The sequence below is a fragment of the Sorangium sp. So ce385 genome, assembly GCF_051474135.1.
Taxonomy (GTDB): Bacteria; Myxococcota_A; Polyangia; order Polyangiales; family Polyangiaceae; genus Sorangium; species Sorangium cellulosum_D.
The window spans coordinates 34,882-52,651 of sequence record NZ_CP150337.1; the positions used below are offsets into that span (position 1 = coordinate 34,882).

Annotated in this window: 14 protein-coding genes and 1 tRNA gene; 6 read left to right on the forward strand and 9 right to left on the reverse strand. The window is 71.8% G+C overall.

Going from position 1 to position 17,770, the window contains the following annotated elements:
- Window positions 1–9: 9 nt before the first annotated feature.
- On the reverse strand, window positions 10–1,209 hold the full coding sequence (locus WME83_RS00120) for a class I SAM-dependent rRNA methyltransferase (RefSeq protein ID WP_437317219.1): 1,200 nt from the start codon (window positions 1,207–1,209) through the stop codon (window positions 10–12).
- Between the two features lie 234 nt (window positions 1,210–1,443).
- Here WME83_RS00120 and WME83_RS00125 point away from each other — a divergent pair, with 234 nt between their 5' ends.
- Together WME83_RS00125 and lnt are read left to right on the forward strand one after the other, a co-directional pair.
- Window positions 1,444–2,379, forward strand: coding sequence for a hypothetical protein (locus WME83_RS00125; protein ID WP_437317220.1), 936 nt, complete (start codon window positions 1,444–1,446; stop codon window positions 2,377–2,379).
- Between the two features lie 258 nt (window positions 2,380–2,637).
- Window positions 2,638–4,407: an apolipoprotein N-acyltransferase gene (lnt, locus tag WME83_RS00130; protein WP_437317221.1), complete on the forward strand. Its 1,770-nt coding sequence runs from the start codon at window positions 2,638–2,640 to the stop codon at window positions 4,405–4,407.
- Here lnt and WME83_RS00135 read toward each other — a convergent pair.
- The 5 genes from WME83_RS00135 to WME83_RS00155 all read right to left on the reverse strand — a co-directional run bounded on the left by WME83_RS00135 (window position 4,394) and on the right by WME83_RS00155 (window position 9,655).
- On the reverse strand, window positions 4,394–4,702 hold the full coding sequence (locus WME83_RS00135) for an HU family DNA-binding protein (protein ID WP_020464737.1): 309 nt from the start codon (window positions 4,700–4,702) through the stop codon (window positions 4,394–4,396). The genes lnt and WME83_RS00135 overlap by 14 nt on opposite strands.
- A gap of 64 nt (window positions 4,703–4,766) precedes the next feature.
- Window positions 4,767–5,375, reverse strand: a complete 609-nt coding sequence (gene ybeY / locus WME83_RS00140; RefSeq protein WP_437317222.1) for an rRNA maturation RNase YbeY — start codon at window positions 5,373–5,375, stop codon at window positions 4,767–4,769.
- Between the two features lie 8 nt (window positions 5,376–5,383).
- Window positions 5,384–6,034 (reverse strand): fructose-6-phosphate aldolase, encoded by a 651-nt coding sequence (gene fsa, locus WME83_RS00145; protein WP_437317223.1) that lies wholly within the window; start codon window positions 6,032–6,034, stop codon window positions 5,384–5,386.
- A gap of 161 nt (window positions 6,035–6,195) precedes the next feature.
- Window positions 6,196–9,231, reverse strand: a complete 3,036-nt coding sequence (gene secA / locus WME83_RS00150) for a preprotein translocase subunit SecA (RefSeq protein WP_437317224.1) — start codon at window positions 9,229–9,231, stop codon at window positions 6,196–6,198.
- A 339-nt stretch (window positions 9,232–9,570) separates the two neighbouring features.
- Window positions 9,571–9,655, reverse strand: a tRNA-Leu gene (locus tag WME83_RS00155).
- 546 nt (window positions 9,656–10,201) lie between these two features.
- On the opposite strand from WME83_RS00155, the gene WME83_RS00160 reads away from it, so the two are divergent.
- Window positions 10,202–10,840 (forward strand): response regulator, encoded by a 639-nt coding sequence (locus WME83_RS00160; protein WP_437317225.1) that lies wholly within the window; start codon window positions 10,202–10,204, stop codon window positions 10,838–10,840.
- On the opposite strand, the gene WME83_RS00165 is transcribed toward WME83_RS00160, so the two are convergent.
- Complete coding sequence (locus WME83_RS00165) at window positions 10,794–11,543, reverse strand: Crp/Fnr family transcriptional regulator (protein WP_437317226.1); 750 nt, start codon at window positions 11,541–11,543, stop codon at window positions 10,794–10,796. The two genes, WME83_RS00160 and WME83_RS00165, sit on opposite strands and share 47 nt — an antisense overlap.
- A 345-nt stretch (window positions 11,544–11,888) precedes the next feature.
- On the opposite strand from WME83_RS00165, the gene rpoN reads away from it, so the two are divergent.
- The 3 genes from rpoN (at window position 11,889) to WME83_RS00180 (ending at window position 15,578) form a co-directional block, all read left to right on the forward strand.
- On the forward strand, window positions 11,889–13,409 hold the full coding sequence (gene rpoN, locus WME83_RS00170; protein ID WP_437317227.1) for an RNA polymerase factor sigma-54: 1,521 nt from the start codon (window positions 11,889–11,891) through the stop codon (window positions 13,407–13,409).
- 59 nt (window positions 13,410–13,468) lie between these two features.
- Window positions 13,469–14,446 carry a hypothetical protein gene (locus tag WME83_RS00175; RefSeq protein WP_437317228.1) on the forward strand — a complete coding sequence of 326 codons (978 nt, stop codon included), beginning with the start codon at window positions 13,469–13,471 and terminating at the stop codon, window positions 14,444–14,446.
- A 133-nt stretch (window positions 14,447–14,579) separates the two neighbouring features.
- Window positions 14,580–15,578 (forward strand): hypothetical protein, encoded by a 999-nt coding sequence (locus WME83_RS00180; protein WP_437317229.1) that lies wholly within the window; start codon window positions 14,580–14,582, stop codon window positions 15,576–15,578.
- A 28-nt stretch (window positions 15,579–15,606) separates the two neighbouring features.
- Here WME83_RS00180 and WME83_RS00185 read toward each other — a convergent pair whose 3' ends face one another.
- Both WME83_RS00185 and pgeF read right to left on the reverse strand, forming a co-directional pair.
- Window positions 15,607–16,869 carry a bifunctional nucleoside/nucleotide kinase/histidine phosphatase family protein gene (locus WME83_RS00185; RefSeq protein WP_437317230.1) on the reverse strand — a complete coding sequence of 421 codons (1,263 nt, stop codon included), beginning with the start codon at window positions 16,867–16,869 and terminating at the stop codon, window positions 15,607–15,609.
- Window positions 16,870–16,878: 9 nt separating this feature from the next.
- Window positions 16,879–17,691, reverse strand: a complete 813-nt coding sequence (gene pgeF, locus WME83_RS00190; RefSeq protein ID WP_437317231.1) for a peptidoglycan editing factor PgeF — start codon at window positions 17,689–17,691, stop codon at window positions 16,879–16,881.
- Window positions 17,692–17,770 lie beyond the last annotated feature (79 nt).

A 17,770-nucleotide genomic window follows, 5' to 3' on the forward strand; every position in this document is an offset into this window, starting at 1 on the left:
GGTCGACCGTCAGAGCGCGTCGAGGCGCGCGATGAGGCTCTTCAGGTAGAGCCCTTCGGGGAAGGCCGCGGGGACGGGGTGGTCGCCCCCCTGGAAGTGCCGGTCGAACACCGCCGCCTGCATGCGGGCGTCGCGCGCGCCGAGGGCGAGCACCCGGGTCAGGTCGTCGAGGCTCACCGCGCTGGAGCAGGAGCAGAGCACGAGGATGCCGCCCGGCCGCGTGGCGCGGCACGCCCCGGACGCGAGGCGCCGGTAGGCGGTGAGCGCGGCGTCCTTGGAGGCGCGCGTGCCCGCGAGCTTCGGCGGGTCGCAGATGACGAGGTCGAAGCCCCCCTGCCTCGACGCGTTCTGCAGCGCCTTGCGGGCGTCGTCGCGCGTGAACTTGATCCGGTCGAGCAGCCCGTTCTCCCGCGCGCACTCCGCCCCGACCTCGAGCGCCGTCGCGCTCTCGTCGATCGCGAGGACCTCGCTCGCCCCGCCGCGGGCCGCCGCCATGGCGAAGGTGCCGACGAAGCAGAACGCGTCGAGCACGCGCCGGTTGTGGGCGAGCTGCTCCACGCGGGTCCGCAGCGTCCGCTGGTCCAGGTAGAACCCGGTCTTGTGGCCGAGCGCGAGCGGGATCGTGTACCGCAGCCCTCGCTCGACGAACCGCAGCTGATCAAGCCCGAAGTCGCCGCGCACCACGCCGGCGTCGGCGGTGAACCCCTCGAGCTTCGCGAGCGATTCCGGGGTCCTGTCCACGATCGCGCGCGGCGAGAGCGCCGCCTGGAGGGCGTCGAAGATCACGCCCTCGCGGCGCTTGATCCCGATCGTCCCGAGCTGCACGACCGCCGTGTCGCCGAACAGGTCGACGATGAGCCCGGGCAGCCCGTCCCCCTCCGCGTGGATCAGCCGGAAGGCGTCGGTCTCGTGGCCCGGCGCCCGGGCGGGCAGGCCGAGCTCGCGGCGGTGCGCGATGGCTCGCTCGATCCGGTGCCGGAACAGGGCCGCGTCGATCGGCCTGTCCTCGCGCGTGTACATGCGCACCGGGATGGCCGAGCGGGGGGTGTAGAGCCCGCGGCCGAGCACGCTGCCGTACGGGTCGGTGACCACGACCTCGTCGCCGGCCACGGCGCCGCCCTCGATGCGCGCGATCGCCTGAGCGAACACCCAGGGATGCCCCGACCACACCGGCCGAACATGACCCTGCTTCAACGTAACCGTAGGCATGATGAACCCGATTGCTCTCGATGGTGGCGGGGCTGCCGGCGGGGCGGCCGCGCCGTGACGTTTGCCGTGGGAGCTAGTACCCTGCGGGACGGCGCGCGTGTGAACCTTCCGCCACAGCGCGCCGTGGCGGCCGATGCACGCCGGCGTGCTTCATGGCCATGGTGACGACAATCCAGCGAGATGGTCGATGGCATCCCGGTTGCTAACTTCCCTGCACCGAAGAGGAGTCGCCCGATGCGCCGTTGCTTGACCCATGCCCTTGTTGCCGTGGCGATGACCGCGCCGATGAGCGCGCTCGCGCAGGAGAACAACAACTGTCCTCCCGGCGCGTGGTTCTGTGAGGAAGTGGAGCCGTCCGGCGATCCCGCCGCTGAGCCGCCGCCCGCCGCCGCTGCCGAGCCCCCCCCGGCCGAGGCGCTGCCCCCCCCACCGCCGGCCCCGCCCCCGCCACGGGGCAAGCGCGCGACCCGCCCCGGCCCGCCCCCGGTCGTCGTCTACCAGACCTCGCCTTCCGGCCCGCCGCCGCAGGTCATCGTCGTGACGCCGGGGGCCGCTCCTCCGCCGCGCGTGATCGTGCGCCGCGTGACCCCGCCTGTTCCGCCTCCGCCGCCGAAGCTGCGCTGGCGCCGCCAGTGGGGCGTCAACTTCCGCCTCCAGGGCCTCATGATGGGCCGCGAGCACGGCGGCGCGGAGGACGCCGGCATGGGCGGCGTCGGGGTCAGCCTGCGGTACCGGCCCGTCCCCGCGTTCGCGCTCGACCTCGGCGCCGACATCCTCGCGGGCACCGACTACAACGGTTACGAGCGGACGGAAGTGCCGCTCTCGCTGAGCGGGATGCTGTTCGTCAACCCGCGGAGCCGCACGCAGTTCTACTTCACGGGCGGCCTCAACATGTCGCACGCGGAGGTCGAGCGGCCCTGGGGCGAGGCCGCGGCCAGCGGCGAGGAGTTCGTTCCGAACACCGAGTACGACTACTTCGGCGTGCACGGCGGCATCGGCCTCGAGTTCCGGCTCTCCCCCCGCCTCGCCCTGAACATCGACGCGCTCGGGTTCGTGCGCAGCCGCACGGACGACGGCGTCATCCCCGAGTTCAGGGATCCCGACACCGGACGCACGACCGATACGTCGGGCGGGGGGCTCTTCCGCGGTGGGCTCACCGTTTACTGGTGAGCGTATCGCTCCAGGCCCTCCCCGGCGAACCTGGGCCCTCCCTGAAAAACGTCGCGAACGGGCCCGAGGTTAGGCAGAGCGAGCGAGGACTGCTGCAGGTTCGCGAGCGAGCTCGACCGGCGTATCGAGCCGCGCAGCAGCTCGTCCGACAGGGCCTCGCCGTCGGTCCGCCCTGACCGTGCGAGGCTCGCGGCGGCTTCGATCTCCTCGGGCTGCCGCCGCGATCCCGGCGGCTCCCGCGCGGTATAACGCTGCATCGTGCCCCAGGCCTCGACCCGACGCGCGCTCCGCGGCCGCGCCCCGCTGCTCCTCTCCGTCGTCGGCGGTGCGACGTTCGCCCTCACGGCCCCGCCCACGGATCTCTATCCTGCCGTCATCGCCGGTCTCGCCCTGCTGGCGGCCGCCGTGCACGACGCCCCGACGTTCTGGCGCGCGTTCGGGCGCGGCGCCGCCTGGGGAACGGCGGCGGGGATCGTGGGCCTGCGCTTCGTGCCGGAGGTCATCCAGCGCTTCACGTCGCTCGGCGCGGCGGCCTCGTACCTCGCGCTGATCCTGCTCGCGGCCGCCCAGTCGCTGGTCTGGGCCGTCTGCGGCGGCGTCACGAGCGTGCTCCTCCGGCGCCTGCGCGCCCCGCTCGAGCTCGCCTTCGCGACGGGCGTGTTCGCCGCCGTGGTCCTCCCGACGGTCTTCGGCTGGACGCCGGCGGGCCTCATGAGCCCATGGCCGGCGCTCGTGCAGCTCGCCGACCTCATCGGCGAGCGCGGCGTCTCGGTCCTGTTCGCCGTGGGGGCCGCCCTGCTCGCTCGCGCGGGGCTCGCCGCCGGCGGCGTGGCGCCCGGCGGTCGCGCGCTCGCGCCCGCGCCGGAGCCGCGGTCCGTCCGCCGGCGACCGCCCCGCGCGATCCTCTACCCGGCGCTCGCGAGCGCCGCGCTGTTCGGGGGGCTCGCGGCGCACGGCGCGCTCCGGATGGCCGCCGTGGAGCGCGCCAGCGCGGGCCTGCCGACGGCGCGCGTGGCGCTCGTCAATCAGGCCGTGGGCCCTCACGAGCGCTGGCAGCCGAAGAACCACCCGCGGATCCTGCGCACCTTGCACGAGCTCACCCGCAAGGCCGAGGCCGGCGGCGCCGAGCTCACCCTCTGGCCCGAGGCGGCGTATCCGTACCCTCTCCCGCACAGCGCCCGGCAGGCCCCGCGCGGCGGTCGAGCGATCCTCGGGCCCGGCGTCCGCGGTCCGGTCCTCGCCGGGCTCATCACCCAGGCGCCGCCCGCGAAGGCCGACGACGGCGTGGAGGAACGGAACAGCTACAACTCCGCGACCCTCGTGCTCCCCGACGGGCGCATGCAGCCGACCCAGGACAAGCTGCAGCTGCTCTGGTTCGGCGAGACGGTCCCGGGCGGCGCCTACCTGCCCTGGCTGCGGCGCATCTTCCAGAAGAGCGGCGGGCTCGTCCCGGGCGCGGAGCCGCGCGCGCTCACGCTTGCCCGGGAGCAGGGGCCCGCGCTCCGGATCGGGGTGCTCAACTGCTACGAGGACACGCTCACCGGGGTGGGGCGGCGGATCACCGGGGCGCTCGCCCCGAACCTCCTCGTCAACATCACGAACGACGCCTGGTTCACCGGAAGCGCCGAGCCCGAGCTGCACGCGCGGCTCGCGGTCATGCGCGCCGTCGAGCTGCGCCGCGACCTCGTGCGCGCCGTGAACCTCGGTGTCGTGTCGTGGATCGACGCCCGCGGGGTGGTGCGCGGCCGGGACGAGAGCGCTGCGCCGGGGGTGACCTTCGCGACCCCGGCGGTCAGGGATGCGCCGCTGACGCTCTACACCCGCGTGGGCGACGCCCCGCTGGCGGCGCTGCTCGCCCTCGCGATCGCCGCGTGCGCGCTCAGGGCGCAACGCTCCACGGCGAAAGCATCGCCCGAAACACCGGGCGCCGCCGCGGGGGCGCGCCCAGCCGCTGGATCTCCGGAGCTCGCGTCGCCGGATGCGGCCGCGCACGCCGCGGCCACCGACGCGCCGCTCAGCCGTCCTTGAGCGCCTTGACGGGCGCCGCGCGGAGCTTGCGGCTCGCCGGCTTGCCCTTGATGGTCATCGGCTGCTTCGTGAACGGATTGATGCCTTCCCGGTCCTGCGTCGCCGGGATCTCCTTCGCCTTGATCTTCACGAGGCCCGGGACCGTGACCTCGCCCGGCCCCTCCGGACCGAGCTCCTTCTTCACCAGCTCGCTGAGCGCATCGAGCACGCTGGCCACGGACTTCTTGTCGAGGTTGGTGGCCTCGGCAAGACCGACGATCATCTGCGCCTTGGTCAGCTTGTTCGAACCGGGCATGTTTCCTCCAAGTCGAAAGGGGGCGTCCGTTTAACAAGCGAGGTTTCGCATCGCAAGCGATAAGTCATTGCGCCCCCGTCTTATTCGGCCGCGCGACGCCGCTGCGAGGCCGGATTCCAGTGGGACTGCTGCCCCGCGACGCCGCGGCGGCCTCGAGCTCCCGGGTCAACGCCGTCATCTCTCGCTCCTCCGCGTCGGTTTTGTGGTCGTAACCGAGCAGGTGGAGCAGGCCGTGCCCGAGCAGCATCGTGATCTCGTCGAGCAGCGGACGGCCGCGCTCGTCGGCTTGTCGGGCGGCCGTGTCGATCGAGACGATCACGTCGCCGAGCAGGCCGTGCCACGCCGACGGATCCACAGGACCTCGCCGGCCGCGCTTGCGCGACGTGGCGCCGTTCTGCTCCAGCATGGGGAAGGCGAGCACGTCGGTCGGCTTGTCCTTGCGCCGGTACGTGCGGTTCAGCTCGTGGATGGCCTCGTCGTTCACCAGGGCCACGGAGAGCTCCACGCCCTGCAGGGCGAGGTGGGCGAGCATCTTGCTCGCGCGCCGGCGCACGACCGCCGTCGACACCCCCTTGAACGGCCCGCCTTGCGTCGTGATGGACACGACCGCGGGGGCCGCCGGGCGGCTCCCGCGTCGCTTGGTTCCCGGGCTTCCCTTGTCCTTCTCGGCCACGGCGTTCGCTATACCAGCTCCGGGATCTTCTTCGCATCCGCCAAGAACTGCGCGAGGCCGACGTCGGTCAGCGGGTGCTTGGTCAGCTGCTTGATGACCTTGAGCGGCATCGTCGCGGCGTGCGAGCCGATCATGGCCGCCTGCACGACGTGGACGGGGTGCCGCACGCTCGCCGTGAGCACCTGCGTCGTGAAGCCGTAGTTCCTGTAGATCGTCACGACCTGCAGGACCAGGTCCATCCCGTCCCCCGCGGCGTCGTCGACCCGGCCGACGAAGGGCGAGATGTACGTGGCCCCGGCCTTGGCCGCGAGCAGCGCCTGGGCAGCCGAGAAGCAGAGGGTGACGTTCGTCCGGATGCCCTCGGCGGCGAAGAGCCGGACCGCCTTGAGCCCCTCGTCGATGAGCGGGACCTTGACCACCACGTTCGGGTGGATCCGGGCGAGCTCGCGCCCCTCCCGGAGGATCGCGTCCCGCTCGACCGCCACCACCTCGGCCGAGACGGGGCCGTCGACCACCTCGCAGATCTCGGCGATCACCTGCCTCGTCGGCCTGCCGCCCTTGGCGAGGAGCGACGGGTTCGTGGTCACGCCGTCGATGACCCCCATCGACTGCGCTTCCCTGATTTCCGCGATGTCCCCTGAGTCGATGAACACCTTCATGGTCCTGCCTCCCCGAGCCGACGCGTCGGCCCTCAGGCAGTGTCCATGCTGGGATCAGGCGCCGGAGCAAGGGCCCGGCGCGGGCCCTCGCCGGCGCGCCGCGGGCGCCTTGCGAGCGGGGCGAGCGGGGCGAGCGGGGCGAGCGGGCAGGACGCGCCGGCTCAGACCGTCGCCTCGTCCTCGGCGCCGTGGCACGTGTTGAACGGCTTGCCGCTGCCGCAGGGGCACTCCTGCTCCTGCGTGACGGCGGGCTGCGGCAGCGCCGCCGCCGGGGTCGCGCCGATCGGGAGCGCCTCGTCGTGCTGCGCGACCGCGTCGAGCAGCGCCGCCGCGTGGCGCTGGCGATCCGCCGCCTCGATCTGCGCCTCTTCCTGCTCGGCGCGCCTGACGTTCACGCTGAAGAGCTTCGTGACCACGTTCGAGGAGACGCGGGCCACCATGTTGACGAACATGTTGTAGCCCTCCTTCTTGTACTCCTGCTTCGGGTCCTTCTGCCCGTAGCCGCGCAGGCCGATGCCGTCGCGGAGGTGGTCCATGTCGGTCAGGTGGTCGACCCAGGCCTTGTCGAGCTCCTCCAGGTAGAGGTGCCGGAAGATGCGCAGCGACAGCTCGACCCCGATCTCCTCCTCGCGCTTCTCGTACGCCTTCTCGGCGCGCTCGTAGAGCTCGCGCGCCAGCGTCTCCTGATCGCCGATGTGCGCGACGTCGTCCGGCAGCTCGACGCCGAAGTGCTCGCGGAAGCCCTGGAAGATGCCGCCCCAGTCCCAGTCCTCGGGCGGCTTGCGCGCGGGGCACGACTCCTCGACCATCGCGCCGATGATCCGGTCCATCAGATCGAGCAGCCGCTCCCGCTGCTCCGTGAGCGCCTGGGGCACGAGCTCGGCGCACTCGTCGTAGATCTCGAGGACCTTGTCGGGGCGCGACTCGAGCTCGACCTTCACGCCCCAGCGCGTGTAGAGCTCGCGCTGCAGGTTCTCGAGCTCGACGAACCGATCCGTCTTCTCGAAGTCCTTCCGCACGATCTCGCGGCGGTTGCCGTCCTCGTCGAGCGGCATCACCGGATCGTTCGCGAACATCCCGAGCAGGTAGCCGACGTCCGGCCGGACCAGCTCCACGATCGACGCGAGCGGCTTGATCGTCCGCTTCTCGCCCGTCGGCTTCCCCTCCTCGTCGAGGATCTCGGGGGAGTAGCGGCCGAGGAGCAGCGACTGGCGCATGTCGTAGATCGTCTTGCGCTGCGCGCTCATCACGTCGTCGTACTCGAGCAGGTTCTTGCGGATGTCGAAGTTGCGCTCCTCGACCTTCTTCTGCGCGTTCTCGACGCTCTTCGTCACCCACGGGTGCTCGATGGGCTCGTCGTCCGGCATGCCCATCCGCTCCATCAGGTTCTTCACCCGATCGCCGGCGAAGATGCGCATGAGGTCGTCCTCGAGGGACAGGTAGAACTTCGACGTCCCGGGGTCGCCCTGGCGGCCGGCGCGGCCGCGCAGCTGGTTGTCGATGCGGCGCGACTCGTGCCGCTCGGTGCCCAGGATGTACAGCCCGCCGAGCTCGCGGATCTCGTTGCCCTCCGCGGTGCACTCCTTCTTGAGCTCCTCGACCAGGGCCTCGAACGCCTCGGGCTCCGCCTCGGGCTGGCGGTTCTGCTCCTTGAACTTGAGCTTCGCGAGCATCTCCGCGTTGCCGCCCAGGATGATGTCCGTCCCGCGCCCGGCCATGTTGGTCGACACCGTGATGGCCCCTTTGCGGCCCGCCTGCGCGACCACGTACGCCTCGTTCTCGTGGTGCTTCGCGTTCAGCACGTTGTGCTTCACGCCGCGCTTGGTCAGGATCCGGCTGATCGCGGTGCTCTTCTCGACGCTCGTCGTGCCCACCAGGATCGGCTGGCCGAGCTCGTGCTTCTCGAGGATCTCGTTGATGACCGCCGTGAACTTCTCCTTCTCGGTCTTGTAGACGAGATCCTCGTAGTCGACGCGGACCACCGGCTTGTTCGTGGGGATGATGACGACGTCGAGCTTGTACGTGCTGTGGAACTCCGCCGCTTCGGTGTCCGCGGTGCCGGTCATCCCGGAGAGCTTCTTGTACAGCCGGAAGAGGTTCTGGAAGGTGATCGTCGCCATCGTCCGGCTCTCCTCCTGGATCCGGACGTTCTCCTTCGCCTCGACGGCCTGGTGCAGGCCGTCCGACCACCTCCGGCCCGCGAGGACGCGGCCGGTGAACTCGTCGATGATGAGCACCTTGCCGTCGCGCACCATGTAGTTGACGTCGCGCTTGTAGAGCGTGTGCGCGCGCAGGCACTGGTTCAGGATGTGCAGCGTCTCGAGGTTGACCGGGTCATAGAGGTTCGTGCCCTTGAGCACCTTGAGCGCCGCGAGCAGCCGCTCCGCCGTCTCCACGCCCTCGTCGGTCAGCGTCACCGAGTGACCCTTCTCGTCGACCGCGAAATGCTCCTCGTTCCGGAGCTGGGGGATGACCTCGTTGATCGTCCGGTACTTGTCGCTCGAGCGCTCGCCCTGGCCGCTGATGATGAGCGGAGTCCGCGCCTCGTCGATGAGGATGGAGTCGACCTCGTCGACGATCGCGTAATGCAGCGGGCGCTGCGCGTACTCGAGCGCCGAGAACTTCATGTTGTCGCGCAGGTAATCGAAGCCGAACTCGTTGTTCTGGCCGTACGTGATGTCGCAGCGGTACGCGTGGCGCTTCTCCGCGTCGCCCTGCTGGTTGACGACCACGCCGGTCGACAGGCCGAGGAAGCCATAGAGCTTGCCCATCCACTCGGCGTCGCGCCGCGCGAGGTAGTCGTTCACCGTGACGACGTGGACGCCCTTGCCCTCGAGGGCGTTCAGATAGCAGGGGAGCGTCGCGACCAGGGTCTTGCCCTCGCCGGTGCGCATCTCGGCGATGCAGCCGTTGTGGAGCACCATGCCGCCGATGAGCTGCACGTCGTAATGGCGCATCTTGAGCGCGCGCCTCGACGCCTCGCGGCAGACCGCGAACGCCGGGACCAGGATGTCGTCCAGCGTCGCCCCGTTGGAGAGCTTCTCCTTGAACTCCGCGGTCTTCGCCCGAAGCTCGGCGTCCGAGAGCTTCTGCAGCTCCGGCTCCATCCTGCCGATCGCCTCGACCCGCGGTCGCATGCGGCGGATGGCGCGCTCGTGCGAGGTGCCGAAAATCTTCTTCATCGCCCAAGTGAACATCTTTACGTGCCTTGGCTCCGCGGCGGTCAGGTGGGAGGAAAGGGTCCGGCCGAGGAACGCGAACGTAGTCGCGCCGCGGGCGTCGCGCAATTCCGGGACCGCGCGCTCCGTCGACGACGCCGCCGACGCGATCCGCCCGAGGCTCCGCGGCCCGGATGGCGCCGGACCTCCCCCTCCGCCGTCGACGCGCGCCGGCGCGCGCTCGCCCCCGCGCGCTCAGCGGACCACGCCCGCGCACCGGCGACCACGCCCGGATCGAGCCGCCCCGGAGCGCCGCCCCGCCGAAGCGCCGGGGCGCGTCGCGCCGCTGGGCGGTCGAGTCCCCCAGGATTTAAGCCATGGTGCACGAGGGGGGACTCGAACCCCCAAGCCTCGCGGCGCCGGAACCTAAAACCGGTGCGTATACCAATTCCGCCACTCGTGCGCGCGGACGCTTGTGGCACCCTACGCCAGCCTCATCAAGCGGGAAATTCAGTTTGCCGCGGTGCGCCGATCGCGTCAGGGCGGGGTGCACGAGCGGCCCGGACGTTGGCACCCGCACTGGACGCGGAGCCGGGAGCAACGGGCGGATCGGCGGACCGCGCCGCCCTGGAGGGGCCGCAAACCTGGGCTGGCCCGTGCGCACGAACCGCGCACCGGCGGTCGTGGGCGGGGTAGGGGAGCCGACAGCATGGGGGCGCGCTCGTCGTCGGGGCGGAGGGGCGCCGCGGAGGGAGCGCGAAATGGGCACAGCGGCGGCCCGGGCGCCGGCGAGGCGACCTCACCGGCGGCGACGCGCGAAAGGGCCGCGTTGACGCCGAGAACCGCGGCCGACGGGGGCCGCGCGGCGGCGCCGCCGCGCCCTCGGCACGTGCGTTGCGAAGAGGGGGCCGTCCGCGGACGCGGATGCTGCCGCCGAGCGGTGGGACGCGCGCGCGTCGCCGTCCCCGTCGATGCGGCGCACTTCGACTGCAAGCCGCAGGGAACCCCGATGACGTACCAACCGAACGTTCTCCTCTTCGATCAGGACCCTGTCCTCCGGAGGGCCACGGCGCTCCTCCTCGGCAATCGCGGCGCCTACGTCAGCCCGGCCGCGACGCTGGAGGAGGCGATCTCCCTCTCCCGCGAGCGCGTCTACGACGTCGCGCTGATCGATCTCGCCCCCGGGACGAAAGGCGCCCGGGAGATCCTGGGCCGCCTGCGGCGCGAGGGCGCGATGCCGCGGCGGATCGTCTTCTGCGCCGAGGAGCCGGTCTCGTGCGACGGCGCGGACGACGTGAGCGAGGTCCTGCTCAAGCCGTACGCCTTCGGCCGGCTGCTCAGCACGATCTTCGTCGAGCAGAGCCCTCGGCCGTCGACGAGGTCCGGCGTCTTTCCTCGCCTCCGGCTGGTCCGCGGCGGCCTCGCCAACCCGGAGCGCGGCGCGCCGGGCGATCGAGGCGCGCGCGCCTCCGGCGGAGCCGCGCAGCTCGATACGGCAGCCCGGCCGGCGGAGCCGCGCGAGGGCGCCGTCGCGGGGGCGAGCGGCGCCGCCGTCGTCCGGCTCCAGCGCCGGGCCCGCAGCGGCCCCTCCGGGCGGACGATCAGGTCGACGCGACGCGCGCCGCGAGGTGCGCGCCATCCCGGATGACGATCCGCCGCCGGTCGAACGCGATCAGGCCGGCGCGCTTCATCTTGCCGAGCAGCAGGGTGACCGTCTCGCGGGTGGACCCGATCAGCAGCGCGATGTCGGCGTGCGTGAACGGGGCCGACACCAGCTGACCCGACGCGTGCGGCCGTCCCCACCGCCGGGCAGCGGCGCGGAGGAAGTCGAGCAGGCGCACCTCCACCGTGCACAGCAGCAGGGAGCCGAGGCGCGCCTCGGTCTCGAGCTTGCGCGAGACGAGCGCCGCGGCGAGCGCCTCGCGGAGCGCGGCGTCGGCGGCGAGCAGCCGCGTGAGCCCGGGGAGCGGCACCACGAGCCCGCTCCCCTCGTCGAGCACGATCGCGCTCTCGGACGCGACCGGCGCGCCCGCGAGCGCGCTCTCGCCCACGAGGTCGCCGGGCCCGCGGTGACCCAGCGGGACGACCCGCCCCTCGGCCGTGCGCTCGACCTTCACGCGGCCCGCCCCGAGCAGGATCAGGTGCCGCGGCGGCGCGCCCTGCTGGCAGAGGCACTGCCGGCGCGGGAGCCGCTCGAGCCTGCCGAGATCGAGCAGCGCGCGCCGGCTCGGTGAGGCCAGCGGGGCCAGGGGCGAGCAAGACAGGATCCGCTCCTTCTCGAGATCCTGCGAGGCGTCGTCGCGCACGCCCTCGTCCCCCAGCGCAGGTCCGCGCACCTTTGGCTGTCCCATCGCGGCTTCGCCCAATCTTTCGGGATTTCAAGCCTCCCGATCGGGAGCCGATGGTGCAACGATCCGTTGACGGGGGCCACGCCGAACAGGCCGAGGACAGCGCTCCGCAGCGGGCGGAGAAATCCCGCCCTGGCGGAGCCTGATAACGCGTTCAGCGGCGCAGGACGCAGGGCCTGCGCGATTTTTTGGTACAGACGTGAAAGCAAGACCCGGGCCGCTGCCCCGTTCGATGCTACGTTGGGGGTGAGGCCACCAATGAAACACTCGATGGCACGAACCTCGCGCAATGCCCCGGCCCCCGTTCGGCGGGTGGCGCAGGCGGCGAACTGAGAGAAGGAGCTCCTCATGGGCATGGAGATGAAGCTCCAGTTCAAGCTGTCCCAGCAGCTTGTGATGACCCCGCAGCTGGTGCAGGCCATCCGGCTGCTGCAGCTCTCGCGGCTCGAGCTGGTCGACGAGATCAGGAAGGAGCTGGACGGCAACCCGGTCCTCGCGGACGACATGACCGACCCGAAGGCGCGGGACGGGGAGAAGGGGGATCAGAGGGGGAGGAACGCCGATCTGCCGACGGAGCAGCGGCTGGAGAACGGCGAGCGGTTCGACCGAGACACCGACATCGCTGCGCGCACGACGGAAAAGCAGGTCAAGGAGGTGGACTGGGAGCAATTCCTGGAAAACCGCCAGCTGCAGCAGGCGATGCCGGCGCACCGGGGCGGCTTCGAGGAGCTGCCGCCGATCGACCAGAACCTGACGAAGCCGTCGAACCTGCGCGACCACCTGCTCTGGCAGCTCCAGATGAGCGATTTCGTCGAGAACGAGCGGCAGTTCGCCCTGCTCGTCATCGGCAACCTCGACGAGAAGGGGTACCTCGACCTCAAGGGGGGAGAACGTCCGGACGGGACGAAGGGGCCTGATCTGAGCCTCGCCGACCTGGCGCGGGAGGCGGAGCTGCACCCCGAGGACGCCGAGGAGGTGCTGGCGATGATCCAGCGCTTCGACCCGGTCGGGGTCGCGGCGCGCGACCTGTCGGAGTGCCTGCGGGTCCAGGCCGAGGTGCTCGGCTTCGACGAGATCGAGATGGCGATCATCAGGGACCACCTCCACAACGTGGAGCGGCGCAACTTCCCCGCGATCGCGAAGGCGCTGAAGATCTCGCTGGAGGACGTCTACGACGCCGTCCAGGAGATCCAGAAGCTGGAGAGCGTGCCGGCGCGCAATTTCGCCGAGGTCGACGAGAAGACCATCGCCATCACCCCGGACGTGTACGTCATCAAGGACGGCAGCCAGTTCGTCGTCACCGACAACGACAAGGGGCTCCAGCGGCTGTACATCAACGAGAACCTCGCCCAGCGGATGCTCAAGGACCCGAAGGCGAAGGAGTTCATCAGCGAGAAGCTCCGGAGCGCGCAGTGGCTGATCCGGGCCATCGAGCAGCGGCGGCGCACGATCATCAAGGTGACCGAGTGCATCGTCGAGAAGCAGCGCGAGTTCCTGGAGCGCGGCGTGGGCTACCTGAAGCCCATGATCCTGCGGGACGTCGCCGAGTCGGTGGGCATGCACGAGTCGACCATCTCCCGCGTGACGTCGAACAAGTACGTGCACACGCCCCAGGGGCTCTTCGAGCTCAAGTACTTCTTCAACTCGTCGATCCACAGGGTGGCCGACGAGGACATCGCCTCGGAGAGCGTCAAGCAGGCGATCAAGAAGATCATCGTGGCCGAGGACAAGTCGAATCCCTACAGCGACCAGGCGATCGTCAAGATCCTCGAGGAGACGGACGGCATCAAGATCGCCCGCCGCACCGTGGCCAAGTACCGCGAGATGCTCGGCATCCTGAGCTCGTCGAAGCGCAAGAAGATGTTCTGAGCGGCGCCGGACGCGCCCGCCCGACCCCCATCGCCGGCCTCATTTCCCGGCCCAACGCCATGCCCGCCGAACCGATCACGGCCGCCCAGCTCTTCGAGCGCACCTTCGCGCCGCACTACCCGCCCGACGCGCTCGCCGACCTCGCGGCCGCGCGCTCCACGGACGCAAACCCGGCCGGAAACCTGTCGATCCTGGCCCAGATCGACCACGCGGCGGAGGTGTTCGCCCGGCTCGCGCCCGGGGCGTTCGGCGCGCCCGACCTCGGGCTCGATTTCTCCGACGCGTCGGTCCACCGGCTGGGCGCGGCGCTGACGCGCGAGCGGCGCGACGCCTGGCTCTCGCCGGCCGAGGGCGCCGCCGGCGCGCGCGGTACGTCGGCCGAGGGCGGGGCGCCGCCCATGCTGGTCACCCTCGTGACGCACGGGGCGCTCTACGTCGGCGCGTGCGTCGCCAGGAACCACGGGGGAAAATGGCAGGTCCGGAGGCCGCTGTGGGAGTCGCTGGTCCGGCTCGAGTCGCGCGCAGGGACCGGCGATCTCGCGATCTTCCAGTGGTGGCTCAAGGCGCTCAGCGACGAGGAGATCGGCCGCGGCAGGCTCGCGGACCGCTACCGCACCCACGTGGAGGTGCCGACCTTCGACGCGGAGCGGCTGCCCGTGATCGCGGCGGGCGACCGGCGGATCCCGAGGCTCGCGAAGGTGCGTTACGACACGCTCTACAAGCACCTCCGCGCGCACCTGCCGGAGCTCCGGTCGGTGGGGGAGGATTTCCCGTCCCCGGAGCGCTTCGAGGAGATGGCCTTCAAGAGCCTGGAGTTCGCGCTGCTCGGGGGCGGGCGGATGCTCCTCATGCACGGGGCGACCGCGGAGGGGGTGCACCTCTTCTGGCTCGACGCGAGCGGCTTCGTGAAATCCGTGTACTACCCGGCCGACAGCTTCCCCGCCCACGTGGTCCAGATCGAGGGCCAGAAGATCCGGGTGATCGTGCCGGTCCGCGGCGAGACCCAGGCGCACGAGATGCTCTGGTGGGGGGCGTAGCCGGCGTTGCCCGCGCCGTCCGGCCGGCGCGCCGGGCTGGCGGCGGGCGCGCCCTGGCCGACGGCGCGCCGGGCTGACGGCGCGCTCCGGCCCGGCGCTCGCGCACGGAGCGCGCCAGGAGTAGGCTCGCCCCGTGCTCTCGCCCGACGTCCGCTTCGAGGGGTTCACCGCGACCGACTGGGTGCGCGTGCTGTCGTTGTTCCGGCCCAGGCGCGCGGGCATCGACGAGCGCGAGGTCGACCGGCCGCGCGGCGGCGTCGTCGCGGTCCGCGCGGGCGGCAGGCTCAGGAAGCTCATGCACACGGACGCCGGCCGGCTCCGGATCGACGACGCGCAGCGCGCCGCCCGGCTCTCCGCCGAGGAGCTCGCCGCGGGCCACCACGCGAGCTGGGCCGCGGTGATCGAGGCGGGCGCCCTCGAGGCCATCGTGGAGCGGTTCGGGGCGCGGGTGCGGCGCGGCGACGACCTCATCGCGCAGACGCTCCTCCTGCTGCAGCTCGCGCGCGAGGAGCTCCTCGCCGGGAGGATCGATCTCTGGCCGGCGCGGCTGCGCGGCGTGCCGATGCCGTCGCCGGGGGTCGTGCGGGGCACGCTGGAGTCGCTCGCCGGCGTCGGCAAGACGATGGTGATCGGCCTGTTCGAGGGCGGGGAGCTCTGGACGAGCGTCGCGCTCCGCCGCGACGCGCGCGGGATCAACCTGATCCTCGGGCCGGACGAGGTGCGGGAGGACATGGGGCTGCTCGCCGGCGACTGGCGGCGCGACTACCGGCACCTCTCGCGCGCCATCGAGGAGCGGGCAGGGGAGCTGTCGCTCGGCTGCTTCGCCGAGGCGGAGACGATCCGGAAGCTCGAGGTCGATCCGAGCCCGGGCGCCTGGGCGCGCGCGGTCGCGGTGCGCGACGTGATCCTCGCGCCGGTGCCGGCGGCGCTCGCCATCCCGCTCGGGATCGACGCGGGGCGCGCGGCGCTCAGCGCCCTCCGCGCGATCGCGGAGCGGATCGATCCGATGGGGATCGTGGCGCCGGCGATGCGGGCGGTGCTCGAGCGGGCCGGCACCGACAGCGAGATGGCCGCGATGCTGCCGTTCCACCCGCTGGAGCTGCTCCGCAAGCTCATCAGCCGGGATCGCTGACCCGGCGCGGCGCCGCCGCGCCGGAGGATCAGGGGTGCGCGGTGCTCGAGTCGCCGCCCTGGACCGCGGGCGCGAGCTGGAAGCGGCGCTCCTCGCACGCGTACGCGGTGGGGGTCAGCTCGATGACGGTGTGCAGCGGGATCGGCAGCGTCGGGCACGAGGGCGCGGGGCGATCCACGAGGTAGGCGTAGAGCGCGCGCAGCACCGCCTGGTGGCCGATCACGAGCACGGGCGAGCGCTGGCGCTCGAGCTGGATGATCAGCGGGTCGAGGCGCTGGATGACGTCCTCGTACGACTCTCCGCGCGGGTAGCGGTAGCGGAACTTGTCGGCCGCGCGCGCGTGGAAGACCTCGGGCATCTGCTGGCGGATCTCCTCGTAGGTCATGCCCTCGCAGACGCCCGCGTCGATCTCGTCGAGGGCGCGCCACGCGACGTGGTTCTGCGTCATCGGGCGCGCGGTCTGGATGGTGCGGCGCAGGGTGCTCGTCCAGACGTTGACGTGCTCGTCGCCGGCGCGCTCGCGGATGAAGACGGAGAGGTTCTTCGCGTACTCCTCGCCGCGCGCGCTGAGGTCCGAGTCGCCGCCGAGCAGCCCCTTCTCGTTGAACACGCTCTCGCCGTGGCGGGTCAGCCAGATCGGGTGCGGCGTGAGGTGCATGTTCATCAACAGCGGGACGAGCCGCGCCGGCAGGTAGCCGTGGATGCGGTTCAGCACGACCTGGCGGCCGACGTCGATGATCTTGATGTAGCTCTTCTCGGGCTCGCCGAGCGGCTCGTACGCGCGGGCGTAGTGCGCGATGCGCGCGCGGAAATCGCGCAGCGCCTCCTCGGGATCGACGCCCTGGTAGTCGGGCGAGCGGAGCTTGGTCTCGCGGACGTTCGTCTCGATGATCGACTCGTCGTTGCAGATCGACTCGATGAAGACGACCGGGAAGCCGTGCGCCTGGCAGCGCTCGGTGACGAGGTTCCGGCGGGCGCGGGTGCTGTTGGTGGCGTCGTAGATCGCCACCTCGCCGCCGGAGCTGAGCCAGCCGATGAGGTCGTCGAGCGCCGTCATCGCCATGCCGAGCAGCGCCTGGCGGCCCTGGGTGTTGTCGGGGTCGAAGAACTGGTGCGGCTGCGCGGTGCCGAGGTGCGCGCGGCGGTAGTTGCCGACGTTGAAGAGCCGCGTGGGGTGGCCGAGCCACGAGAGGTACCGCGCGATCTTGCGGGCGATGGATGTCTTCCCCCGCGCGGGCAGGCCCACCATGGCGAGGACGATCGGCGACGAGTCGCGCGCGAGCGAGACCATGAGAGCGTTCTAGCCGATGACGGTACGGCCGGCGACGATGACGGAGAGCAGCCGGCCGCTCCGCTGTCCGTCGCGCCGGTACGAGAAGAAGCGGGCGGGGTCACACGCGGTGCACCCCCGGACGTCATCGACCGACGTTGCGTCGAGGCCGGACTCGGCGAGCTGGGCCTTGAGGATGCGGCGGACGTCGGCGTGCGGGCGCGCGCCGGGGGCGCCGCGGACGATGGCGGCGTCGCCGGCGCTGGAGCAGGCGGCGAGTTCGGCGGCGACGTCGTCGCCGATCTCGAAGCAGCAGGCCTCGATGTGCGGGCCGATCGCCGCGACGAGATCGGCGCCGGGGCCGGCGAGCGACCTGAGCGCGCGGGCCGCCTCGACCACGACCCGGAGCGCGGTGCCGCGCCAGCCGCTGTGGACCGCGGCGACGGCGCCGCTCCGGCGATCGGCGAGGAGGATCGGGGCGCAGTCGGCGCTGCGGACGCCGCAGCCGACCCCGGGCACGCGCGAGAGGGTCACGTCGCCGACCTCGCGGACGACCTCGTCGCGATCCTCGTCGCCGGTGAGGACGCGCGCCGCCACGCCGTGGACCTGGCTGAGGTAGTAGAGCCGCGCCGCCGGGATGCCGAGGCGCCGCGCGGCGCGCTCCAGGTTCTCGCGGACGGCGGCGGGGTCGTCGCCGAGGGCGATGGCGAAGCTCAGCGTGTCCCACGGGGGGGCGCTGACGCCGCCGCGCCGGGTGAAAAAGGCGTGCGAGAAGCCGGCGGCGGCGAGGAGGGGGCTCTCGAGCGCCTCGGCCGCCCCGGGGGCGTCGGTTTTCACGGTCATTTTCGGTGCCACGACGGATCCGATGCGTCCGCTGCTTCGGTCATAGACGATACGGGTGGGTTGCGTGGTATTTTCCGGC